The organism is Sedimenticola selenatireducens, assembly GCF_007625115.1.
Taxonomy (GTDB): Bacteria; Pseudomonadota; Gammaproteobacteria; order Chromatiales; family Chromatiaceae; genus Sedimenticola; species Sedimenticola selenatireducens_A.
The window spans coordinates 162,709-183,114 of the sequence record NZ_VMNH01000009.1 but is presented as its reverse complement, the minus strand read 5'-3'; the positions used below and the strand labels follow the sequence as shown (position 1 = coordinate 183,114).

Here is a 20,406-nt window from a genome sequence, read left to right as displayed (position 1 = left end):
GCTTTAGCGCTGTTATACCTCTGTTGTCCAGAATAAGTACACTGCGTCCACTGAAACAAAGACACCAAAGCAGGCATACAATTTGCATATTTCCAATTTATTACGATAACCGGCTGAAATACACAGGCAGGTAAAATTATGCAACGATGTAAAACAACAGAATGGAAGAGAGGATCTATCCTCCTGCTACTGGGTTGTCTGTTAATGACCGCAACAGCCCTCGCTAGCGAATACCAATCCCACGACAGCATCCAGGACGCCGCCAAGGACCATGTAATGGATACCCTGGATGATGATGCTACCGGGGTCACCGTAACCCCCGGACGTCTCGACAGCCGTCTGCGTCTGGCACAGTGCAATCAGGCACTCGATACCTTTACACCCTACGGCCGAAAAAACAGCTATCGCGTCACTGTCGGGGTCCGCTGCAACGGCAGTACCAGTTGGACACTCTTTGTGCCGGTCACCCTGACGGATGAAAGAATGGTTATCGTTGCCAATCGCCAACTGCCCAGAGGCACCCTTGTGACCGCCGATGATATAAAGATCGAACGTCGGGATGTCGCCAGATTGCATAAAGGCTATCTGACACATGCTAATCAGGTTCTTGGGAAAAAAATAAAACGCTCTGTACAGAACAGCACTGTACTGAATCCCTCACAACTCACTGTCCAGCATGCCGTCAAAAAAGGCAGTCAAGTCACTATCCTCGCCCAGATTGGATCGCTTCAGGTGCGCATGTCTGGAAAGGCACTGGGAAATGGCGCGATTGGCGAACGAATCAAGGTGGAGAACAGCAGTTCAAGTCGACAAATTGAAGCGACCATTGTCTCACCCGGCATTGTACAAGCATCTACTTAGTCGCTCTCGAATGGAGTGTGAGCAACCGCTAATTTAGACACTGATTTTAAACGATTACTTGTTAAAGGTTACCCCTATATGGCCGATACGCTGATGGGAACAATTTAATAAGGTGATTAATGAGCATGAAGATTAAAGGCTCGTCTGGACATCCCATTGCAACCAGCGATGGAGGTCAAACCAAGGCGGCTGAAAGGCCACAAAGTAACAGCGCTGATCCGATTGGAAAATCCAGCGGCGGCAGCAATGACACGGTAAGCATAACAGTCTCAGCTACACGATTGAGGGAGCTGGAAGCACAGATTGCCAGCCTACCTATTGCTGATGCACAACATATTTCTGATATTCAGCGATCACTGGCTTCGGGCAATTTTGCCTTTGAGCCTGAAGATGCGGCTGAAAACCTGCTCACTCAAGAACGTGAGTTTGCGAATATTACTAAAAAGGAGTAACCCATGAAGCTCTCTGCTGAACTACAGAATCAACTCACTGAACTTCTTTCGGCAGAATACGCGAGCGCGGCTTCGCTTCTTGAGACGGTGCAGCAGGAGAACAGCACGTTAAGATCGAACGATGCAGAAGCCATCCTGGCAATCAGCCAAGAAAAGAAACAGGGCATGCGGCTCATGTGGGAGTGCATACAACAGCGAGATCGCTGGCTCACTCATCACAACATGATAACTGGAACAGCTGGGGTCACCTCACTCATGCAGCAAAACTCGGACACCAAGCCTGCCGGCATCTGGGAAAAACTGAGCCAGACCGCCAGTAAGTTACAGGCACAAAATGAGATCAATGGAGGTATCGTGGCACTCAGCCAACGACACAACAAGCAGGCATTGGATATACTCTGTGGGCGCACTGGAAACTCAAGCAGCACATATGGCTCAAAGGGACAGCACTACCAAGAAGACTCAGGACACTCTCTAGCCAAGGCCTAGGGGCTATAGCCCTTAATCAGCGCACAAATTCTGATAACGCAGCAGGTCCTCTTTTCTATCAACATCCCAAAGCGGTTCGAGCTCACGCCAGGTCCAGTTCAATGTTCTAAGACGTTGACGGGTTGACTCGCAGACATCATTACCACCCCAAGCAATCTGCTCAAATAGATGCGTATTCATCTGCTTCAATGCAAGCAGCACATAGCCACCATCTTCGGCGGGGCCGAGAACGGCATCACTCCCCTCTGCCAACCAGATCAAGGCCTTGATCAAGTGCTCCTTTTCAAGAACGGGGCTATCCCCCCCGATCAGCACAACACTTCCAGCCTCTTTTAACGCCGTCCTTGCTGCATGCGCCATCCGTTGACCCAGATCGGCACCTTTCTGGACATGCAACGTGATGCCACAATCCTGATCTATGGTTTGAAAAAAGGGATGTTCAGCATCCGGCGCACACCAAAGCTGTAGCGGTGCGATCGCCCCTGCGAGGCGATGAATTACACCGGACAGCAACTCAAGATAAAGCGCTGCTGACGCCTCCTCTCCAACAACCGGAATCAGGCGTGTTTTGACCAGCCCAGGTTCTGGAGCCTTGGCAAAAAGTAAGATTTTGGCATCAGGAAACAGCATTATCGGTAGCGTTGCGCCAGCCGTTTTGGATCAACGCCAAAATAAAACGCCAGCCGCAGTCTCCACATCAATAATACCGTACGCAATATTCCGGATTGCTCCCAACGTCTGCTGGAGGTCATCAGGCGTTGGCGCAATGCGATTGGCCACGCGTACTTTCTCAGCAAGGCGCTCAAACGAATGTCTTCCATCAAAGGAATTTCCGGAAAGCCACCGACTTGCTCAAACAAACCACGCTGTACAAATATCCCCTGATCTCCAGTAGCAATACCGGTCAATCGGGAACGCCAGTTCATCATGAATTCAATTACGCGGAAAAAGGGAGCCCTGCCGGAAAGCGTCACATCAAATCGACCCCATCGGCACTCACTTGATTGCAGTGCAGTACGAATCGCTTCTGGAAAATCGTCATTAACCATGCTATCAGCATGTAAAAACCAGAGTAGATCACTTTTAGCGATACGTGCACCGGCATTCATTTGCAGCGCACGTCCAGGAGCAGTCACTAACAACTGATCAACCAATGGCTTGGCAACCGTCGAATCATCACTACCACCATCTACCAGGATCAACTCAACCCCTCGACCCCGCGTGGACTGGAGTGATTCGAGGAGCTTTTGAATGATCTCAGCCTCATCCAGGCAGGGAATTACGATAGAGAGCGTTGGCACAATCATTCACTCAATGCACCACCACAACTGCTACCCTGCCCTGCTGTGCAGCCATAACAGTGCTCAGCAATTTTGATTTTATGACCATCAAGGGATTCATTCATAATCTCGGTAATGTGGGTTCTTTCACCAGCCTTGTGATCAATGGACATCTGTAACATCTGATTGAAATCACAATCGTACAGATACCCCTGCCAATCAACACTTAGCAAGTTACGGCACATCACAGTCTGCAAGTTTGCCCGAATGTATGAGCGCTTCAGCAATGCCATATAACTATTAAACTCACCTTTTGACAACAGTGTGCTGCCAAAACGACTGATTGGCATATTGGTGATTGTAAAGAGATTATTGAATCGAATTCCATGGTCATCCATCAAGCGTTTTTTATAATCGGCCTCCAGCACATCCTGAGGAGGTGGCAACGCAGCACCCAGCGGATTATAGACAAGGTTCAACACCAATCCACTTGCCTCATCACCATAACCCAACGCATTGAGTAACTTCAGCCCCCGTATACTCGCATCGTAAACACCTTTGCCGCGCTGCTCATCCACATTCTCCTGAAGATAGCAAGGCAGGGACGCTACCACATGGACTGACTGTTTTGCGAAGAATGCACTCAGATACTCCTGACCCGGCTCTTCCAGAATTGAGAGATTACAGCGGTCCAACACAGTCACACCCATAGAGCGTGCCGATGCCACGAGAGCGCTGAAATGCGGATTAAGCTCTGGAGCTCCACCAGTGAGATCGATGGATTTGATTTGCTGCCGTTCAATGAACTGTAGAATCTGATCAATGGTTTCTTTCGCCATCATTTCAGTTCGTGTGGGACCCGCATTAACATGACAATGCTTGCATGTCTGATTACAACGATAGCCGAGATTGATTTGCAGCGTTTCCAACCGCCCACGCGTTATTTCAGGAAATGTGGTTGGCGAAAGAAGGTGTGCGGTGTCCAACATAGAAAAACCTCATACAACGGAGCCAGTATTATGCAATGTCAATGGAACTGTGCACAGATAGAGAAAAGTTTACCGCCATTACCCGAATATAAAAGCTTTGGTTGCCAACGCACCCTGTGAAAATGCTAAAATGCCGACCGACAAGGAAAATGCGCTTCGAAGCACGCTCTTTGCCCCACATCACAACGCCCCCGTAGCTCAGCTGGATAGAGCGCACCCCTCCTAAGGGTGAGGCCACACGTTCGAATCGTGTCGGGGGCGCCATTTTCTCGGCCTGCCCACTGCAGTAAAGACCGGATCTGTTCAGGCTTTATTTCATCATGGCCTATTTTTACACTCAAGCCTGTATCGATTTTTAAGCGTTATTGCGATGCCGTGAGGGAAAGCGGGTAACTTCAAAGCGGAATTACTCTTGCTTCTTGGCCTTATCCTCTTTTGCCAAATCAGTGCTTTTCGGTGTCGCAGTAGTAGTTTCAGAAAATACCTTGTTCAAAGGGGAGGATTCAGACTCTTCAGAGACTTCAATGCCCGATGCCGCTGCAGGAGAAATAGTGGACGATGCGGGGGACTTAACTTGCCGGGTCTGCAAGCGCCCCAAAATATCAGACAGAACCCGTTCCAGTTCGGTATAAGCTCGATGCTGAGCCAGCTGATAATAACTACTTTTTTTCTGATCCAGCATGGCTAATCGGGCATCAAAATAGGCAACATCCGCCTCAAGTGAACTTACTGAAAGACGTGCCCATTTTTTTTTCTCTTTTTTTTCTGGTTGCTGCATAAAAAGTGCTATTTAACGTTTTACCCTGCAGATATTTTAGTGTGTATCACCAGTATAGCGCTGACTACCGACAAAAACCCTAACTCCATGAATAAGTGTGATTTAGTTCAATCTGCCTCGATCATGAATATTGTGCGACCGCACAAAATTTCACTTTTTTTTGGATATTCGTACTAATTACATAAAAACACTTTAAAAAAGCACCTCGTATGCTACTATCCCCTTAATCGCTCTCCCAACCACAAATAATAGGCCGATCATCCAAATGAGCGCACTTCTGGAGTTGCTACGCACAACATCAGCCCTCTCTGGCGGTAATGCCGCGTTTATTGAGGACCTTTACGAACGCTATCTGCAGGATCCCAACAGCGTGGATCCCGCATGGCGTAAACGTTTTGACAGCATTATCAAGGACTCAGCCAATGAGGCGCCTGATATTGCCCATGGGCCTGTCAGATCGAACTTTGCCCGTCTGGCACGCGAAAAACGCCCTGCGCTCAGACAGGCGTCCGAGCGCATGTCACCTGGAGCGGCTGAAAAACAGGCGGCCGTACTTCGCTTAATCAATGCTTGGCGTGTCCGCGGACACCAATATGCCACCCTCGACCCGCTAAAGTTACGCGATGTTGAAGATGTGCCGGATTTGGATCCCGCCTTCCATCGTCTGGGTGAAGCCGACATGGATACGGTATTTAATACCGGCTCGCTGTTTGCACCAGATCGCATGCCACTGCGTGAAATCATCTCCTTTATCAAAGATGTGTATGGCAGCAATGTCGGCGCCGAATATATGCACATTACGGATACCCGCCAGAAGCGGTGGATTCAAAAAAGGGTTGAAGGAAACAGGGCAAAAGCAGATCTCAGCACCGATGATAAGAAGTGGTTGCTGACCCTGCTGACGGCGGCTGAGGGCCTTGAAAAATACCTGCACACCCGCTATGTCGGTCAGAAACGCTTCTCCCTTGAAGGGGGTGAATCGCTCATTCCACTGATGGATGAACTCATTCAACGTGGTGGTCAGGATGGTATACGAGAAGTAGCCATTGGTATGGCGCATCGCGGCCGACTGAATGTACTGACCAACATTCTGGGAAAAGCACCTGCTGAACTTTTTGATGAATTTGAAGGGAAGAAAACACCTGAGCTGTACAAAAGTTCAGGCGATGTGAAATATCACATGGGGTTTTCTACCGACATTGAAACCCCCAGTGGATTCTCACATGTAGTGCTCGGATTCAATCCTTCACACCTTGAGATCATCAGCCCGGTTATTGAGGGCTCTGTACGCGCCAGACAGCAGCGCCGTGGTGATCGCGATGGATCCGAAGTGCTACCGATCCTGATCCACGGTGACTCTGCATTTGCCGGCCAGGGTGTCGTCATGGAGACATTCCAAATGTCTCAGGCACGGGGTTATACCACAGGTGGTTCAGTACATATCGTCATCAATAACCAGGTCGGTTTTACCACCAGTAATCCACTGGATACACGCTCAACACTTTATTGCACCGACGTAGCCAAGATTGTTCAGGCGCCGATTTTCCACGTTAACGGTGATGATCCGGAAGCGGTTATCTTTGTTACTCGATTAGCCATGGACTACCGCCAGCGATTCCATAAAGACGTCATCATTGACTTGATCTGCTATCGCAGACACGGTCATAACGAAGCGGATGAGCCTGCAATGACTCAGCCGATGATGTATCAAAAGATTCGTCGTCTGCCGACAACCCGTTCTAATTACTCCGACCAGCTGATCTCAGAGGGCATCATCACCCCAGATCAGAGTCGCGAGATGGTAGAGGACTATCGCTCATCCCTGGAACAGAATAACGCGGTTGCACGACCCACATTGACGGATCTGAATTATCCATATCATGTTAATTGGGCGCCCTATCATCACATCAGCTGGGAACATATTGTCGATACCTCCGTATCGGAGGAGCGTCTGGCACACCTCTCAGCACGCTTGGTGGCTGCCCCTGATGGTTTCGAAACACACGCACGGGTAACCAAGTTGATTGAAGGCCGTCGTAAGATGGCTACAGGCGACCAACTCGTCGATTGGGGTTTTGGTGAATGCCTGGCCTACGCTTCATTGGTAGAAGAAGGCATTCCTGTTCGCCTCTCTGGCCAAGATTGTGGTCGAGGCACCTTCTCACATCGCCATGCGGTGCTGCATAACCAGTTAACTGGTGAAAGCCATACACCGTTACAACACATTTCAGAGGATCAGGCGAACTTCCTGGTGATCGATTCACTGCTCTCAGAAGAAGCCGTGCTGGGCTTTGAATATGGTTACGCCACTACCGAGCCGAAATCACTGACCATCTGGGAAGCCCAATTTGGTGATTTCGCCAATGGCGCGCAGGTTGTAATTGATCAATTTATCAGTTCTGGCGGTTCTAAATGGGGTCTCTACTGTGGCCTGGTAATGCTGTTGCCTCATGGCTACGAAGGTCAGGGCGCCGAACACTCCTCTGCGAGACTGGAACGCTATCTGCAACTCTGTGCTGAACACAACATGCAGGTCTGCGTACCCACAACACCCGCCCAGGTATTCCACATGCTGCGCAGACAGATGTTGCGCCCCATGAGAAAACCCCTGGTGGTGATGTCACCAAAGAGCCTGCTACGCCACCGGTTGGCTACATCCGCTCTGGAGGAGTTTACCAAAGGTGGATTCCAATCTGTGATTGGCGAAATTGACGACATTAACCCTGATGATGTCGAGCATATCGTGATCTGTTCTGGCAAGGTCTACTACGAGCTGCTTGAAGCACGGCGAGCACGTGGACTGAAAAATGTTGCACTTATTCGACTGGAACAACTCTATCCGTTCCCACGTGAAATATTTGACGAGATCATTGACCAGTACACCAAGGTGGACCGACTGATCTGGTGCCAGGAAGAGCCACAAAACCAGGGCGCATGGGATCAGATCAAACATCGATTCCATACCCAGCTTGATAAGGGCAAACACCTCTACTACGTAGGACGACCAGCCGCCGCTGCGCCTGCGGTAGGTTTTTACCCAATTCACGTCCAACAACAAGAAACCCTGATCGATGAGGCCTTAACTGGCCGCATCAATCCCTCAATGAACCGAAGGATGCCTGCATAAATGAGTACGAACGTAACTGTACCGGCGCTGCCGGAATCTGTCGCTGATGCCACCATACTCGCCTGGCACAAAAAACCAGGTGACCCCGTATCACGCGATGAGAACCTCGTAGACCTGGAGACTGACAAGGTCGTACTTGAAGTCCCTTCTCCTATCGATGGCATCATGGGTGCCATCTCAGCGGCTGAAGGCGAAACCGTTACGGCAGGCGATCTGCTGACAGTGATTCAGGAAGGCGCTGCTGTGCAAGCACAGGCTCCTGCCGCAGAGGCCACTGAGGCTGCAGCAGACGGTGAGATTATCCTCACTCCCGCTGTTCGCAGACTGGTAAAAGAGAAAGGTATAGACCCGAAGGAGATCGTTGGTACCGGTAAAGATGGCCGCATCCTTAAGACCGATGTTACCGCCTATATCGAGAGCCTTGAAGCGAGTAGCAAATCGGCTGTATCCATGACCCAGGAAAGTGAAATTACCCAGTCTGGTGTTGAAGGCGATCGCCCTGAGCAACGCGTCCCAATGACACGTTTGCGCGCACGTATTGCTGAGCGGCTACTGGAGGCACAACAGAACGCCGCCATCCTGACCACCTTTAACGAAGTGGATCTGCAGGCCATCAATGACCTGAGGAAGAATTACAAGGATAAGTTTGAAAAGGACCATGAAGTCAAACTGGGCTTCATGTCGTTCTTCATCAAGGCCTCCGTTGAGGCACTTAAGCAATTCCCGGCCGTAAACGCCTCGGTCGACGGTAAAGATATCATCTATCATGGCTATTACGACATTGGCATAGCCGTTGGTTCACCTCGCGGCCTGGTTGTACCTATCCTGCGTGATGCTGACCAGCTTGGATTTGCAGACACAGAGAAAGCCGTCCGTGACTTTGGCAAGAAGGCTAATGATGGATCACTCAGTTATGAAGAGTTAACCGGGGGTACCTTCACGATCTCCAATGGCGGTGTGTTTGGCTCCATGCTCTCTACCCCAATACTGAATCCACCGCAGAGTGCCATTCTCGGCATGCACACCATTCAACAACGCCCCATGGTAGTTAATGGTGAAATCGTGATTCGTCCCATGATGTATCTGGCGCTCTCTTATGATCACCGTATTGTTGATGGCCGCGAAGCTGTCCAGTTCCTGGTAACCATCAAGAACATGCTGGAAGATCCGACACGCCTGCTACTTCAGGTGTAAGAAAGACTCGGGCGCCTGATTTCAGGCAATGAAACCCGTTAAAAAACCGGCGTACCTATAATTAGGTACGCCGGTTTTTTTTGTTCCAGTCTATAATCTAGCTAGGTGGCAGCTACATAATAAAACCAACCCATCCACCTGACAGGGATATGCTTAAAAAAATACTGCTACCGACTATCTGTTTTATTCTCGCCTACGGTTTCTGGCTGAGTGATGACTTTAAGGAAATCTCTGCTGGTGTAGCGATCTTCATGTTTGGCATGCTCTCGCTTGAACAGGGATTTCGCACTTTCACCGGCGGCATTCTTGAAAAACTGATTAACAAGACGACCTCGAGCCTCTGGAAAAGCCTCTCCTTCGGGATGATCTCCACCTCTATTTTGCAATCAAGTTCGTTGGTTTCCGTCATTACTATATCGTTTCTCAGTGCGGGCCTACTCACTTTGATGGGCGGTATTGGTATTATTTTCGGCGCCAATCTAGGAACGACCACGGGCGCTTGGCTGATTGCAGGATTAGGCTTAAAAATAAAGATCTCAGCCTACGCTATGCCCATGCTGGTGTTTGGCGTTCTATTGATATTCCAGAAGTCAAAAAACCTGAACGGTATCGGCTACATACTGGTTGGGCTTGGATTCCTCTTTCTCGGCATTCACTATATGAAGGAGGGTTTTGAGGCCTTTAAAGAGACCATTAATCTGGCGGCATATGCTGTCGAGGGTTTCTCAGGTCTGCTGCTGTTTACACTCATTGGCGCACTGGCTACCTTTGTCATGCAGTCCAGCCATGCCACGCTGGTGCTGATTATTACGGCGCTCGCCGCACAGCAGATTACCTATGAAAACGCACTGGCGCTGGCTATCGGGGCCAATGTCGGTACGACCATTACTGCCATCCTCGGATCGATCAGCGCCAATGCCCAAGGCAAGCGACTGGCAGCAGCCCATCTTGCTTTTAACCTGGTGACAGGTCTAATTGCCATATTGTTTATAAAACAACTCCTCATCACTGTTGATGAAATTAGTCTGTTAACAGGTATTCGGGAGGATGATTACACCCTAAAACTGGCCCTCTTTCATACGCTATTCAATATCATTGGCGTTGTGGTGATGACGCCTCTCATCAAACCACTTGTTCAACTACTTGAAAGACTATTCAAGGAGAAAAAACCGGAGATTGATCAACCCAAGTATCTTACCGACTCGGCCATCGACTTCCCGGAAACGGCCGCCAAGGCTGTCTTGGAGGAGTCTCTCCATGTCTATGACAATGCCCAGAGCATCCTGATCCATGCCCTGGGCTATAAAAGGCCCGAAATACTCTCCACCCTGGATTTACTGGAAGTTGCGGAAGAACAGAAAAAACTGACCCGACTGGATATTGATGCGGCCTATGCGCGCAGTATTAAAGGCCTCTACAGTGCTATTGTGGCCTTTATCAGCCGTGCGGATTTTTCGTGGCAAGTGGAACAATCAGCGGATCTTCATCATCTGCGCGAAGCCAATCAACATGTCGTTGAATCTATTAAAGACATGAAGCATCTGCAGAAAAACATGATCCGTTATATCAATGCCGATGATACCGCCATGCGGTACGCATACGATCAGCTCCGAAGCCAACTGGCTGTCATAATACGGCAACTTGAAGAGATTAGACTCACAGATGAGAGTGACACCGCTATTCTCTCCCTCGATGCTTTGAAGTTGATGGTCAAAGAGACGCATGAGTCCTTCTATTTAACCCTCAACGAGATGATGCGAAAAGGTCGTATAAGCCCCGAAAAGGGCACATCGTTGATGAACGACAGCAACTACACCTATAGTATCGCCATGAATTTGATTCGGGCGGCACAAACGCTGTTTGTTACCGGCCCTAAAGATATGGCACAAGCGGTTCGAACGATTGCCCTGGATGACAATGAGCTCCAGGCTGTCTCCGATCATCATCAGGCGCTTGAGTCAAATGAATCAATTTCTAACAGTATTCATCAGGAACACTCCCGAAATGAAACGTAAAAAACTGCTGCACAAATTGGCTGATTATCTAAATCTTGACCAACGCACCCTGAAAACAAAGCGGGAGAAAATGAAATTGATTCTGAAACAGTTACGCGATAAGGAGCGGAAATTGCAGCTGAGATCAGAACATGAAAAAGATGAAACCAAGAAATCGAGGCTAGCCAAAGAGTTAGATATTCTGCGGGCGCAACGACTGAAAGGTATTTCGGCTTTAAAGGAGCTCAAATAACCTGATATAGACCACGCCAATAATTGGACTATTGTCTTATTATAGTTCTGCTTTTTTACCCACCCCAGGCTATTCCAGGTATAATGTATGCTCAGATAATCACCAGCATCTGGGACATCACATGACCACAATTAAGCAAGACGACCTGATCCAAAGCATTGCTGATGCACTGCAGTATATCTCCTACTATCACCCGGCTGATTACATCAAAGCGTTAACGGGCGCATGGGAAAAGGAAGAGTCCCCTGCAGCCAAGGATGCCATGGCTCAGATACTCGTTAACTCAAAAATGTGTGCCGAAGGGCATCGTCCTATATGCCAAGACACCGGCATGGTAACCGCCATTCTTAAGGTGGGCATGAATGTGCAGTGGGATGCCAAGCTCAGTCTTGAAGATATGGTCAATGAAGGGGTCCGTCAGGGCTACGCCCATCCAGACAACGTCTTGCGTGCTTCGGTAGTCAGTGATCCCGCCGGGGCAAGAAAAAACACCCGTGATAACACCCCGGCAGTGATCCATACACAGATAGTTCCAGGTGATACCGTCGAGATCAGTCTCGCCGCCAAAGGCGGTGGCTCGGAAAACAAGAGCAAATTTACTGTGCTTAATCCCTCCGGTAGCCTAGTCGACTGGGTGTTGAACACCGTACCCACTATGGGTGCCGGCTGGTGTCCGCCCGGCATGCTCGGCATTGGCATTGGGGGCTCGGCTGAAAAGGCGATGCTACTCGCCAAAGAGTCATTGATGGAGCACATCGACATTCACGAATTGAAGGCGCGTGGGCCGCAAAACAGGGTTGAAGAGTTACGCCTGGAACTCTTTGAAAAGGTCAATGCACTGGGCATTGGCGCACAGGGTCTGGGCGGGCTGACCACCGTTCTGGATGTAAAAATCAAGGACTACCCAACACATGCGGCCTCTTTGCCGGTTGCAATGATTCCAAACTGTGCCGCCACCCGCCATGTGGAATTCACACTGGATGGCAGTGGCCCCGCCATCCTCACCCCACCAAAGCCAGAAGATTGGCCGGATATCAGTCTGGAAGGTGGTACTAAGGCTCGCCGCGTCAGTATTGACAACATCACCAAAGAAGAGATCGCCACCTGGAAACCCGGTGAGAGTCTGCTTATTTCCGGAAAATTATTGACGGGGCGCGACGCCGCCCACAAGCGTATTCAAGACATGCTGGCCAAAGGCGAATCACTCCCCGATGGCGTCGACTTTAACAACCGGTTTATCTATTACGTTGGACCTGTTGATCCCGTTCGCGATGAAGTGGTCGGTCCCGCCGGACCTACAACCTCTACCCGCATGGATGCCTTCACCGATATGATGTTGGGTGATACCGGACTGATTGGCATGGTGGGTAAAGCAGAACGTGGACCTGCGGCTATCGAATCCATCAAAAAACATGGGGCGGTCTATTTGATGGCCGTGGGTGGTGCAGCCTTCCTGGTCTCCAAGGCCATCCGCTCTTCGCGGATGGTGGCCTTCGAAGATCTCGGGATGGAAGCGATCCGTGAATTCGAGGTAGAAGATATGCCCGTTACGGTCGCTGTTGATTCGCAAGGAACATCCGTACACCAGACAGGCCCTGCGGAGTGGAAAGTTAAAATCGGAAAACTTTGATCGCAGTAATGCTACGCTTTGCTGGAACGCCCTATAAGGCGTTCCAGCATTTTAACATCTAGAACACCCAATCCATTCGATCGATGATTATTTCTGGCTCACCCTTGCAGGGTCTGCCACTGCTCTTTGGTGTAGGTCTTAATTGATAATGCATGAAGCTGATCACTCTCCAGCTGAGCCTTTACCGTTGCCATCACCATCCGCTGTTTCTGAAGCGGGCTTTTACCCTCGAACTCTTCACTGATAACAATGGCCTCAAAATGACGCCCATCACCTGTAACCAAAGCTTGGCAACCCGGCATACCGGATTCAATAAGCGCAACAATTGCTTCAATTTCCATCAACACAACCTCATCAAAATGCTTAATTAGTCATAGGAACAGTCTAGCGCCCTTTGGTAACGGTAACACCCCCACCTCCACAGGGAATAGACAGCTCCTTTAAAGTTCCCGGGTCGCTAAAAACTGAATATCCGGCCAACGCTCTTCAGCCAGGCTGAGATTAACCCGGGTCGGTGCCAGATAGACCAACTGATCATCCCCATCCAGCGCTAGATTCTCATGTGCCTTAACCTTGAACTGCTCCAACATCTTGGCGTCTTTACACACGACCCAACGAGCGGTGCTGACACTGACAGCCTCTACAATCGCTTCTACGCCATACTCACCCTTAAGTCGATGCGCCGCCACTTCAAACTGAAGCACACCAACAGCCCCAAGGATCAGGTCATTGTTTTTCAGCGGTCGGAAGACCTGTGTTGCCCCCTCTTCGCAAAGCTGTAGCACACCTTTCTGCAAGGCCTTGAGTCGCAGTGGATCCTTCAGGACAACACGGCGGAACAACTCGGGAGCAAAATAGGGAATACCTTCGTACTTCAGCTCCTCACCCTCGGTAAAGGTATCACCAATCTGAATCGTGCCGTGATTATGCAAGCCAATAATATCTCCAGGCCAAGCCTCTTCTACATGGCGCCGTTCATCCGCTTGAAAGGTGATCGCGTTGCTAATCTGTACCGTTTTGCCAATGCGGACATGACGCATCTTCATGCCTTTCGTATAACTGCCAGAACAAACCCGCATAAAGGCGATGCGATCACGATGTGAAGGGTCCATATTGGCCTGAATCTTAAAGATAAAGCCAGAAAACTTCTCGTCACTTGGGTCAACCAGACGCTGTCGCGTCTCCCGCGGACGGGGGGCTGGCGCATACTCAACAAAGGCATCCAGCAGCTCTTTTACACCGAAGTTATTAATCGCCGAGCCAAAAAATACCGGGGTCAATTCACCTCGCGCATAGGCATCCAGATCAAGGGCGTGACTCGCACCGCGCACCAGTTCTATCTCTTCGCGCAGCTCATCGGCCATATCACCCAAGACTTCATTCAAGCGCGGGTTATCCAGACCTACGATAAGCTCACCACTCTTGATTTTGCCACCATGCGTTGCTGAGAATAGGTGCGTCGTCTCTGTCCGCAGATCAAATACCCCTTTAAGACGTTTCCCCATGCCAATAGGCCAGGTAACGGGGGCACACTGGATCTCCAGGACTTCCTCAATCTCATCCAGAATATCCAGGGCGTCCCGGCCCTCTCGGTCAAGCTTGTTGACGAAAGTCAGAATGGGAGTGTCCCGCATGCGACACACTTCCATCAACTTGATGGTGCGAGACTCAACACCCTTGGCCACGTCGATCACCATCAGCGCCGAGTCAACAGCCGTCAAGGTTCGGTAAGTATCCTCCGAGAAATCTTCGTGTCCCGGGGTATCCAATAGATTGACGATACCGTCACCGTAAGGGAACTGCATCACGGATGAGGTTACGGAGATACCACGTTCTTTCTCCATATCCATCCAGTCTGAGGTAGCGTGGTGTGCTGCTTTGCGCCCCTTTACCGTCCCCGCCATCTGGATCGCACCGCCAAATAGCAGAAGCTTTTCAGTCAGCGTGGTTTTACCCGCATCGGGGTGGGAAATAATCGCAAAGGTACGTCGTCTTTGCAGTTGCTTGAGAAGTTCGGACATGGAGTTCTACTGGTTACAGGGTAAAGGCGGAATTATACAATAATTTGCGGGTGCTCAGGGGCATTCCCGTATGACGATCTGTCTGGAACAGATTTCAAAGTACTTTGGCAAAAAGAATCGCGTCCTCGCGGCCCTGGCCAGCCGGGTAATAACCACGGCGCATGCCGATCTCATTAAAGCCGAGTGACTCGTATAGCCCCTGTGCAATACGATTGCTCGAGCGGACCTCCAGAAATACCGTATCCACTTCTTGTTCTCTGGCTCGATTTATCACGCGCATCATCAAACGACGGGCAAGACCCTGACCGCGCTGATCAGGATGGGTACAGATATTGAGTATATGGGCCTCCCCGGCTGCCACTGACATCACGGCATAGCCGATAAGCTTTTCATCAAGAAAGTAGCCCCAGCAGTGATAACCTACTTTCAGGGAATCCCGAAATATTCCCGGTGTCCAGGGGTGTTCATAACAGCGCCGCTCCACTGCCATGATGGCATCAATATCACTCTCCCGTAGCGGGCGTAGCTTGAGCAGAGGGTCTTTGAGTAGGGCGCTCATTTGCTGCACCCGCCAATCAAGCCCATCATGAGATAAGTCGGGCAGCTCGCTGCAGATCTTGCCATGCCTTGGCCTTTTGTTCCGGTGACCTGAGCAGGTAGGCAGGGTGATAGCTGACAACAACAGGAATACCCTTGAGCTGGTGTGACTTGGCCCGCAATCTGCCTACAGGCTCATCACTTTGCAAGAGGTTATGGGCCGCTACAGCACCGAATGCCATGATCACTTGCGGATTAACCAGCGCTATCTGACGTTGCAGATAGGCCGCGCAGTGGAGACACTCTTCAGCCCGCGGGTCACGATTTCCAGGCGGTCGACACTTGAGTATGTTGGTAATATAGACATGATCTCGTTCCAGCCCGATTGCGCCTAACATGGCGGTAAGCAGTTTCCCGGCTCGACCGACAAAGGGCTCGCCCTTTCGATCTTCATCGGCACCGGGGGCCTCCCCAATGACCATCAACTTTGCCGTCTGTAGCCCGACACCGAATACGGTTTGAGTACGCGTTTTATGCAGTTCACAGGCCGTACACTGGGCCACTCGTGACGCTAGTTGCGTCCAGCTGAGCTGACCAATACCATCATTTGACACCGATCCATTGTTCTCATTCGTCAGTTCATCTGGAATAGCAGATGGGGCGTACTCATCATCAGGCAAGGGAATATCATCCAGCCAGTCGGGAGGTGAATCTGCCATTGGCATTGAGTGAGCTTGTGGGGATGGTCGGATGGCCTGTTGAGGTATTTGTTCCGTTGCCGGTATCACTGAAACAGCTACAGGTTCAACTTCAACGGCAGTCTCTCCACTATCAGCCTTCAGTTCACTGGGGGCGGCAGACCGGGGCATCCAAGATTGGATACCCATGGCCTCCAGATATGCTTTTCTCAACAACGGTTTCATAACATTTTCAATGAGGCGCTACACCTGCCCCTGAGGATGTGCCTTGTGCGCCTGATCCAGCTTATTCACGGCATTCACATAAGCCTTCGCAGAGGCAATCACAATATCGGTATCCGCACCCTGACCGTTTACAATCCCGCCATTTTTTTGTAGCCGGACCGTTACCTCACCCTGCGCATCCGTGCCACTGGTAATAGCGTTTACCGAATAAAGCTGCAACTCAGATTCCGTATTGACCATCGACTCAATCGCCTTGAACGCCGCATCGACAGGACCACTACCTGTTGCATCGCCTGCCAGTTCTTTCTCATCCACGGAAAGCACGACACGGGCATGGGGAATCTCACCCGTCTCAGAGCACACTTTTAAAGAGATCAGTTTGACCCGTTCATTCTCGGCACTGAAACCGGCATCTGAAACCAGCGCCTGCAAATCTTCGTCAAATATCTCATGTTTCTTATCCGCCAGATCCTTGAAACGTCGGAACGCATCATTCACCTCTTCTTCGGAGTCGAACGTGATGCCCAGCTCTTCGAGGCGTGTACGGAAGGCGTTCCTACCCGAGTGCTTGCCCATCACCATCCGATTCTGCGACCAACCCACATCTTCGGCACGCATGATTTCATAGGTTTCACGGTTTTTCAGGACCCCGTCCTGATGAATTCCCGATTCATGGGCAAAAGCATTGGCCCCCACGATCGCCTTATTCGGCTGCACGGGAAACCCGGTAATACCGGATACCAGTCGGGAACAATTGACGATCTGCGTGGTATCAAGATTCGTATCACAGCTGAACAGATCACGACGCGTCCTGACCGCCATCACAACCTCTTCCAGTGAGGCATTACCCGCCCGCTCTCCAAGACCGTTAATAGTACACTCGACCTGCCGTGCTCCCTGGGTGACCGCTGCCAGGGAATTCGCAACCGCCAAACCCAAATCATTATGGCAATGAACGGAAAATACCGCCTTATCCGCGTTTGGAATGCGCTCCATCAAGGTGCGAATGGTCTCACCAAACTGTTGCGGTAAATTGTAGCCAACGGTATCGGGAACGTTGATCGTCGTCGCACCCGCATCGATAGCCTGCTCAATCACACGGCAGAGAAAATCAATCTCTGACCGTCCGGCATCCTCTGGAGAAAATTCCACATTATCCGTGTATTTTCGTGCACGCTTGACGGCCCATACCGCCTGTTTAACGACCTCATCCGGGGTCATGCGCAGCTTCTGTGCCATATGGATGGGCGAGGTAGCGATGAAGGTATGAATACGCCCTGAATTGGCATCACGCAACGCTTCACCCGCGCGATCAATATCGGCCTCAAGCGCACGCGCAAGACCACAGACGGTGCTGTCTTTAATCGTGCGGGCAATCGTCTGAACGGCATCAAAATCACCCGGGCTGGCGATTGGGAAACCGGCCTCAATGATATCGACACGCATCTTCTCCAGTGCCTTGGCAATGCGCAGTTTCTCGTCCTTGGTCATGGAGGCCCCAGGACTCTGTTCGCCGTCACGCAATGTGGTGTCAAATATAAATAATTTATCTGGGTTGCTCATTATCTGCTCCCGGAGTAATACCACACCGATGATGTGGGTTACCTTAATACTGTCTATGAATTCGGGTTGTCTGCGTGGTTAGCCCTCGCCAGGGCGCGTGTCGTTTTATGCCCCACAGGGCAGTAGTCGCAGCAGAGAGGGTAGTAAAGCGCGGAGAGGACGCACAGCCACACCAGCCTGTTCGGCAGTGTGATAGCTAAGCTGTGAGTCAAAGGGTTTCATTCGGGTTTAATCCTCGGTATAGGCCGAATATAACCCAAGGATATCCAATTGCCAAGCAGCGCGCTAAGACATACCTACCATTAACGATTCAATCACTCGGCTGATTTATCTTCGCCATCTATCTTCTGTGCAGCCTTCCTCTCTGCCCTGCGCTGCTGCAGATAGCGCAGCGTTAACACGGGTCCCGATATGGCATAAGCCATGAAAAGGATGAAGAGTACGGTCGGCGGCTGGCTTATCACGACGGCCAGGACCAGCATCATAACAACCACACTCATAAAGGGGATCTTGCCTCTAAAATCGATCTCCTTAAAGCTGTTATAGCGCACGTTACTCACCATCAACAAACCGGAGATGAGCGTGATGAAACAGGCCAGATAGGATACATCCACGCCTTCAATCTGATACTCAACGGCAACCCAAACTGAACCCGCTAATATTGCCGCAGCGGCTGGACTGGGTAATCCCTGGAAGTAACGTTTATCAGCCGTGCCAACCTGTGTATTGAAACGGGCCAAACGTAAAGCCGCTCCTGCCGTGTAGACAAAAGCGGCTAGCCACCCCAGCTTGCCCAGATGATTCAATGACCAGACATACATGACCAATGAAGGGGCCAATCCAAAAGCCACCATATCGGATAAGCTGTCGTATTCAGCCCCAAAAGCGGTCTGGGTGTTAGTTAAACGCGCTACCCGGCCATCCAGACCATCCATTACCATGGCGACAAAGATGGCTACCGCGGCATGCTCGAATTTTCCACTCATTGCGGCAAGTACCGCATAAAAGCCACTGAACAGGGCGGCTGTAGTAAAAAGATTCGGTAACAGGTAGATGCCGCGACTCGGTTTTTGCTGCTGAGGTGTCTCGGGCATTATTTCCATCCTGACTAGTAAACTGGCCTGATTATAGATGAGTTGGCGATCAAAGACAGTAACCGGGCAGTTGAGCCGGGATAAATAATTCCTGGCAAAGCCGCTCCCAACCATCCATGAACATAAAAAAACCGCAAGTTGCGCACATGGCAACCTGCGGCTGTTCTTGCAGAATGAGCTGGATCAGTTCTTGGACTTATCCACGATCTTCTTAATCCAAGGCATCATGCTACGCAGACGCTCACCTACCACCTCAATATCATGAGCGGCATTCAAGCGGCGCATAGCGGTCATCTCAGGATAGTTGGACTGACCTTCGGCAATAAAACGCTTGGCATAGTTACCCGTCTGGATGTTCTTCAGACACTCGCGCATTGCGGCGCGGCTCTCGTCATTGATTACCTTGGAGCCGGTGACATACTCACCATACTCTGCGTTGTTTGAGATGGAGTAGTTCATGTTGGCAATACCCCCCTCATACATCAGATCAACGATCAGTTTCAACTCATGCAGACACTCAAAATAGGCCATTTCTGGAGCGTAGCCTGCTTCAGTCAGGGTCTCAAAACCGGCCTTAACCAATTCAACTGCACCACCACAGAGTACTGCCTGCTCACCGAACAGATCAGTTTCGGTCTCATCTTTGAAAGTGGTCTCAATAATACCTGTGCGACCACCGCCGATAGCCGAGGCGTATGAGAGCGCGATATCTTTAGCCTTACCACTGGCATCCTGATGGATAGCGATCAGGTCAGGAATACCACCGCCCCGCTCGAATTCTGAGCGAACAGTATGGCCTGGAGCCTTCGGTGCGATCATGATCACATCCAGGTCAGCACGTGGAACCACCTGGTTGTAGTGAATGGCAAAACCGTGAGCAAACGCCAGGGTTGCACCCTGCTTCAGGTTTGGCTCAAGCTGCTCACGATAAAGCACGGACTGGAACTCATCTGGGGTCAGCACCATGATCACGTCAGCCGCCGCTACGGCGCTTTCTACCGTATCTACTTTGAGACCGGCATTCTGAGCCTTAACGGCTGATGCGGAACCCGCACGCAATGCCACCGTGACATCGACACCTGAATCCTTCAGGTTATTGGCATGGGCATGGCCCTGTGAACCGTACCCTACAATAGCAACCTTCTTACCCTGGATAAGAGAGAGGTCGGCGTCTTTGTCATAATAGATGTTCATGGTCATATCTGTATTACCTTTAAATAG

General features: G+C 50.5%; 19 protein-coding genes and 1 tRNA gene. 9 read left to right on the top strand and 11 right to left on the bottom strand.

Annotated elements, in window-relative coordinates; all coding sequences use genetic code 11:
• Positions 1-204: 204 nt before the first annotated feature.
• The 3 genes from flgA (at position 205) to FHP88_RS09710 (ending at position 1,802) form a co-directional block, all read left to right on the top strand.
• Positions 205-861 (top strand): flagellar basal body P-ring formation chaperone FlgA, encoded by a 657-nt coding sequence (flgA, locus tag FHP88_RS09720; RefSeq protein ID WP_186297676.1) that lies wholly within the window; start codon positions 205-207, stop codon positions 859-861.
• Between the two features lie 125 nt (positions 862-986).
• Positions 987-1,313, top strand: a complete 327-nt coding sequence (flgM, locus tag FHP88_RS09715) for a flagellar biosynthesis anti-sigma factor FlgM (RefSeq protein WP_186297675.1) — start codon at positions 987-989, stop codon at positions 1,311-1,313.
• Positions 1,314-1,316: 3 nt separating this feature from the next.
• Positions 1,317-1,802 (top strand): flagella synthesis protein FlgN, encoded by a 486-nt coding sequence (locus FHP88_RS09710; RefSeq protein ID WP_144358843.1) that lies wholly within the window; start codon positions 1,317-1,319, stop codon positions 1,800-1,802.
• 12 nt (positions 1,803-1,814) lie between these two features.
• Here the strand turns inward: FHP88_RS09710 and FHP88_RS09705 are convergent, their stop codons facing one another.
• The 3 genes from FHP88_RS09705 to arsS are packed head-to-tail and all read right to left on the bottom strand — an operon-like array spanning position 1,815 to position 4,071.
• Positions 1,815-2,432, bottom strand: a complete 618-nt coding sequence (locus FHP88_RS09705; protein ID WP_144358842.1) for a TIGR04282 family arsenosugar biosynthesis glycosyltransferase — start codon at positions 2,430-2,432, stop codon at positions 1,815-1,817.
• Positions 2,432-3,109 carry a TIGR04283 family arsenosugar biosynthesis glycosyltransferase gene (locus FHP88_RS09700; protein WP_144358841.1) on the bottom strand — a complete coding sequence of 226 codons (678 nt, stop codon included), beginning with the start codon at positions 3,107-3,109 and terminating at the stop codon, positions 2,432-2,434. The genes FHP88_RS09705 and FHP88_RS09700 overlap by 1 nt, the downstream gene beginning before the upstream one ends.
• Positions 3,106-4,071 carry an arsenosugar biosynthesis radical SAM (seleno)protein ArsS gene (gene arsS / locus FHP88_RS09695; RefSeq protein WP_144358840.1) on the bottom strand — a complete coding sequence of 322 codons (966 nt, stop codon included), beginning with the start codon at positions 4,069-4,071 and terminating at the stop codon, positions 3,106-3,108. Before arsS ends, FHP88_RS09700 begins: the two co-directional genes overlap by 4 nt.
• Positions 4,072-4,258: 187 nt before the next feature.
• On the opposite strand from arsS, the gene FHP88_RS09690 reads away from it, so the two are divergent.
• Positions 4,259-4,335: transfer RNA gene (locus tag FHP88_RS09690), tRNA-Arg, on the top strand.
• A gap of 142 nt (positions 4,336-4,477) precedes the next feature.
• On the opposite strand, the gene FHP88_RS09685 is transcribed toward FHP88_RS09690, so the two are convergent.
• The gene (locus tag FHP88_RS09685) at positions 4,478-4,849 is read right to left on the bottom strand and encodes a hypothetical protein (RefSeq protein WP_144358839.1); all 372 of its coding nucleotides are present in this window, start codon (positions 4,847-4,849) and stop codon (positions 4,478-4,480) included.
• Positions 4,850-5,114: 265 nt separating this feature from the next.
• Here FHP88_RS09685 and FHP88_RS09680 point away from each other — a divergent pair, with 265 nt between their 5' ends.
• The 5 genes from FHP88_RS09680 (at position 5,115) to FHP88_RS09660 (ending at position 13,047) form a co-directional block, all read left to right on the top strand.
• Positions 5,115-7,976 (top strand): 2-oxoglutarate dehydrogenase E1 component, encoded by a 2,862-nt coding sequence (locus tag FHP88_RS09680; RefSeq protein WP_144358838.1) that lies wholly within the window; start codon positions 5,115-5,117, stop codon positions 7,974-7,976.
• Positions 7,977-9,170 (top strand): 2-oxoglutarate dehydrogenase complex dihydrolipoyllysine-residue succinyltransferase, encoded by a 1,194-nt coding sequence (gene odhB / locus FHP88_RS09675; protein ID WP_144358837.1) that lies wholly within the window; start codon positions 7,977-7,979, stop codon positions 9,168-9,170. It begins immediately after the preceding gene.
• Between the two features lie 149 nt (positions 9,171-9,319).
• Entirely contained in the window at positions 9,320-11,185 is a 1,866-nt protein-coding gene (locus FHP88_RS09670) for a Na/Pi cotransporter family protein (RefSeq protein ID WP_144358836.1), read from the top strand.
• The gene (locus FHP88_RS09665; protein WP_144358835.1) at positions 11,175-11,417 is read left to right on the top strand and encodes a hypothetical protein; all 243 of its coding nucleotides are present in this window, start codon (positions 11,175-11,177) and stop codon (positions 11,415-11,417) included. Before FHP88_RS09670 ends, FHP88_RS09665 begins: the two co-directional genes overlap by 11 nt.
• 121 nt (positions 11,418-11,538) lie before the next feature.
• On the top strand, positions 11,539-13,047 hold the full coding sequence (locus tag FHP88_RS09660; protein WP_144358834.1) for a fumarate hydratase: 1,509 nt from the start codon (positions 11,539-11,541) through the stop codon (positions 13,045-13,047).
• Positions 13,048-13,145: 98 nt separating this feature from the next.
• Here the strand turns inward: FHP88_RS09660 and FHP88_RS09655 are convergent, their stop codons facing one another.
• The 7 genes from FHP88_RS09655 to ilvC form a co-directional block, all read right to left on the bottom strand.
• Positions 13,146-13,388: a BolA family protein gene (locus FHP88_RS09655; protein WP_144358833.1), complete on the bottom strand. Its 243-nt coding sequence runs from the start codon at positions 13,386-13,388 to the stop codon at positions 13,146-13,148.
• Between the two features lie 99 nt (positions 13,389-13,487).
• On the bottom strand, positions 13,488-15,068 hold the full coding sequence (locus tag FHP88_RS09650; protein ID WP_144358832.1) for a peptide chain release factor 3: 1,581 nt from the start codon (positions 15,066-15,068) through the stop codon (positions 13,488-13,490).
• A 94-nt stretch (positions 15,069-15,162) separates the two neighbouring features.
• The gene (gene rimI / locus FHP88_RS09645; protein ID WP_144358831.1) at positions 15,163-15,627 is read right to left on the bottom strand and encodes a ribosomal protein S18-alanine N-acetyltransferase; all 465 of its coding nucleotides are present in this window, start codon (positions 15,625-15,627) and stop codon (positions 15,163-15,165) included.
• Between the two features lie 25 nt (positions 15,628-15,652).
• Positions 15,653-16,528 carry a uracil-DNA glycosylase gene (locus FHP88_RS19460; protein ID WP_144358830.1) on the bottom strand — a complete coding sequence of 292 codons (876 nt, stop codon included), beginning with the start codon at positions 16,526-16,528 and terminating at the stop codon, positions 15,653-15,655.
• Positions 16,529-16,546: 18 nt separating this feature from the next.
• Entirely contained in the window at positions 16,547-18,091 is a 1,545-nt protein-coding gene (locus FHP88_RS09635; protein WP_144358829.1) for a 2-isopropylmalate synthase, read from the bottom strand.
• 314 nt (positions 18,092-18,405) lie between these two features.
• Positions 18,406-19,185, bottom strand: coding sequence for a CDP-diacylglycerol--serine O-phosphatidyltransferase (gene pssA, locus FHP88_RS09630; RefSeq protein WP_420492997.1), 780 nt, complete (start codon positions 19,183-19,185; stop codon positions 18,406-18,408).
• A gap of 183 nt (positions 19,186-19,368) precedes the next feature.
• Positions 19,369-20,379 (bottom strand): ketol-acid reductoisomerase, encoded by a 1,011-nt coding sequence (gene ilvC, locus FHP88_RS09625; RefSeq protein WP_144358904.1) that lies wholly within the window; start codon positions 20,377-20,379, stop codon positions 19,369-19,371.
• Between the last annotated feature and the right edge of the window lie 27 nt (positions 20,380-20,406).

Excerpts from the sequence above, each read along its gene's own strand:
- FHP88_RS09705 (WP_144358842.1), bottom strand. The coding sequence starts at position 2,432 with ATGCTGTTTCCTGATGCCAAAATCTTACTTTTTGCCAAGGCTCCAGAA.
- FHP88_RS09660 (WP_144358834.1), top strand. The coding sequence starts at position 11,539 with ATGACCACAATTAAGCAAGACGACCTGATCCAAAGCATTGCTGATGCA.
- FHP88_RS09680 (WP_144358838.1), top strand. The coding sequence starts at position 5,115 with ATGAGCGCACTTCTGGAGTTGCTACGCACAACATCAGCCCTCTCTGGC.
- FHP88_RS09635 (WP_144358829.1), bottom strand. The coding sequence starts at position 18,091 with ATGAGCAACCCAGATAAATTATTTATATTTGACACCACATTGCGTGAC.
- FHP88_RS09670 (WP_144358836.1), top strand. The coding sequence starts at position 9,320 with ATGCTTAAAAAAATACTGCTACCGACTATCTGTTTTATTCTCGCCTAC.
- flgA (WP_186297676.1), top strand. The coding sequence starts at position 205 with ATGACCGCAACAGCCCTCGCTAGCGAATACCAATCCCACGACAGCATC.
- FHP88_RS09700 (WP_144358841.1), bottom strand. The coding sequence starts at position 3,109 with ATGATTGTGCCAACGCTCTCTATCGTAATTCCCTGCCTGGATGAGGCT.
- flgM (WP_186297675.1), top strand. The coding sequence starts at position 987 with ATGAAGATTAAAGGCTCGTCTGGACATCCCATTGCAACCAGCGATGGA.
- arsS (WP_144358840.1), bottom strand. The coding sequence starts at position 4,071 with ATGTTGGACACCGCACACCTTCTTTCGCCAACCACATTTCCTGAAATA.
- FHP88_RS09655 (WP_144358833.1), bottom strand. The coding sequence starts at position 13,388 with ATGGAAATTGAAGCAATTGTTGCGCTTATTGAATCCGGTATGCCGGGT.
- ilvC (WP_144358904.1), bottom strand. The coding sequence starts at position 20,379 with ATGAACATCTATTATGACAAAGACGCCGACCTCTCTCTTATCCAGGGT.
- FHP88_RS09650 (WP_144358832.1), bottom strand. The coding sequence starts at position 15,068 with ATGTCCGAACTTCTCAAGCAACTGCAAAGACGACGTACCTTTGCGATT.
- FHP88_RS09710 (WP_144358843.1), top strand. The coding sequence starts at position 1,317 with ATGAAGCTCTCTGCTGAACTACAGAATCAACTCACTGAACTTCTTTCG.
- FHP88_RS09685 (WP_144358839.1), bottom strand. The coding sequence starts at position 4,849 with ATGCAGCAACCAGAAAAAAAAGAGAAAAAAAAATGGGCACGTCTTTCA.
- pssA (WP_420492997.1), bottom strand. The coding sequence starts at position 19,185 with ATGCCCGAGACACCTCAGCAGCAAAAACCGAGTCGCGGCATCTACCTG.
- FHP88_RS19460 (WP_144358830.1), bottom strand. The coding sequence starts at position 16,528 with ATGAAACCGTTGTTGAGAAAAGCATATCTGGAGGCCATGGGTATCCAA.
- odhB (WP_144358837.1), top strand. The coding sequence starts at position 7,977 with ATGAGTACGAACGTAACTGTACCGGCGCTGCCGGAATCTGTCGCTGAT.
- rimI (WP_144358831.1), bottom strand. The coding sequence starts at position 15,627 with ATGAGCGCCCTACTCAAAGACCCTCTGCTCAAGCTACGCCCGCTACGG.
- FHP88_RS09665 (WP_144358835.1), top strand. The coding sequence starts at position 11,175 with ATGAAACGTAAAAAACTGCTGCACAAATTGGCTGATTATCTAAATCTT.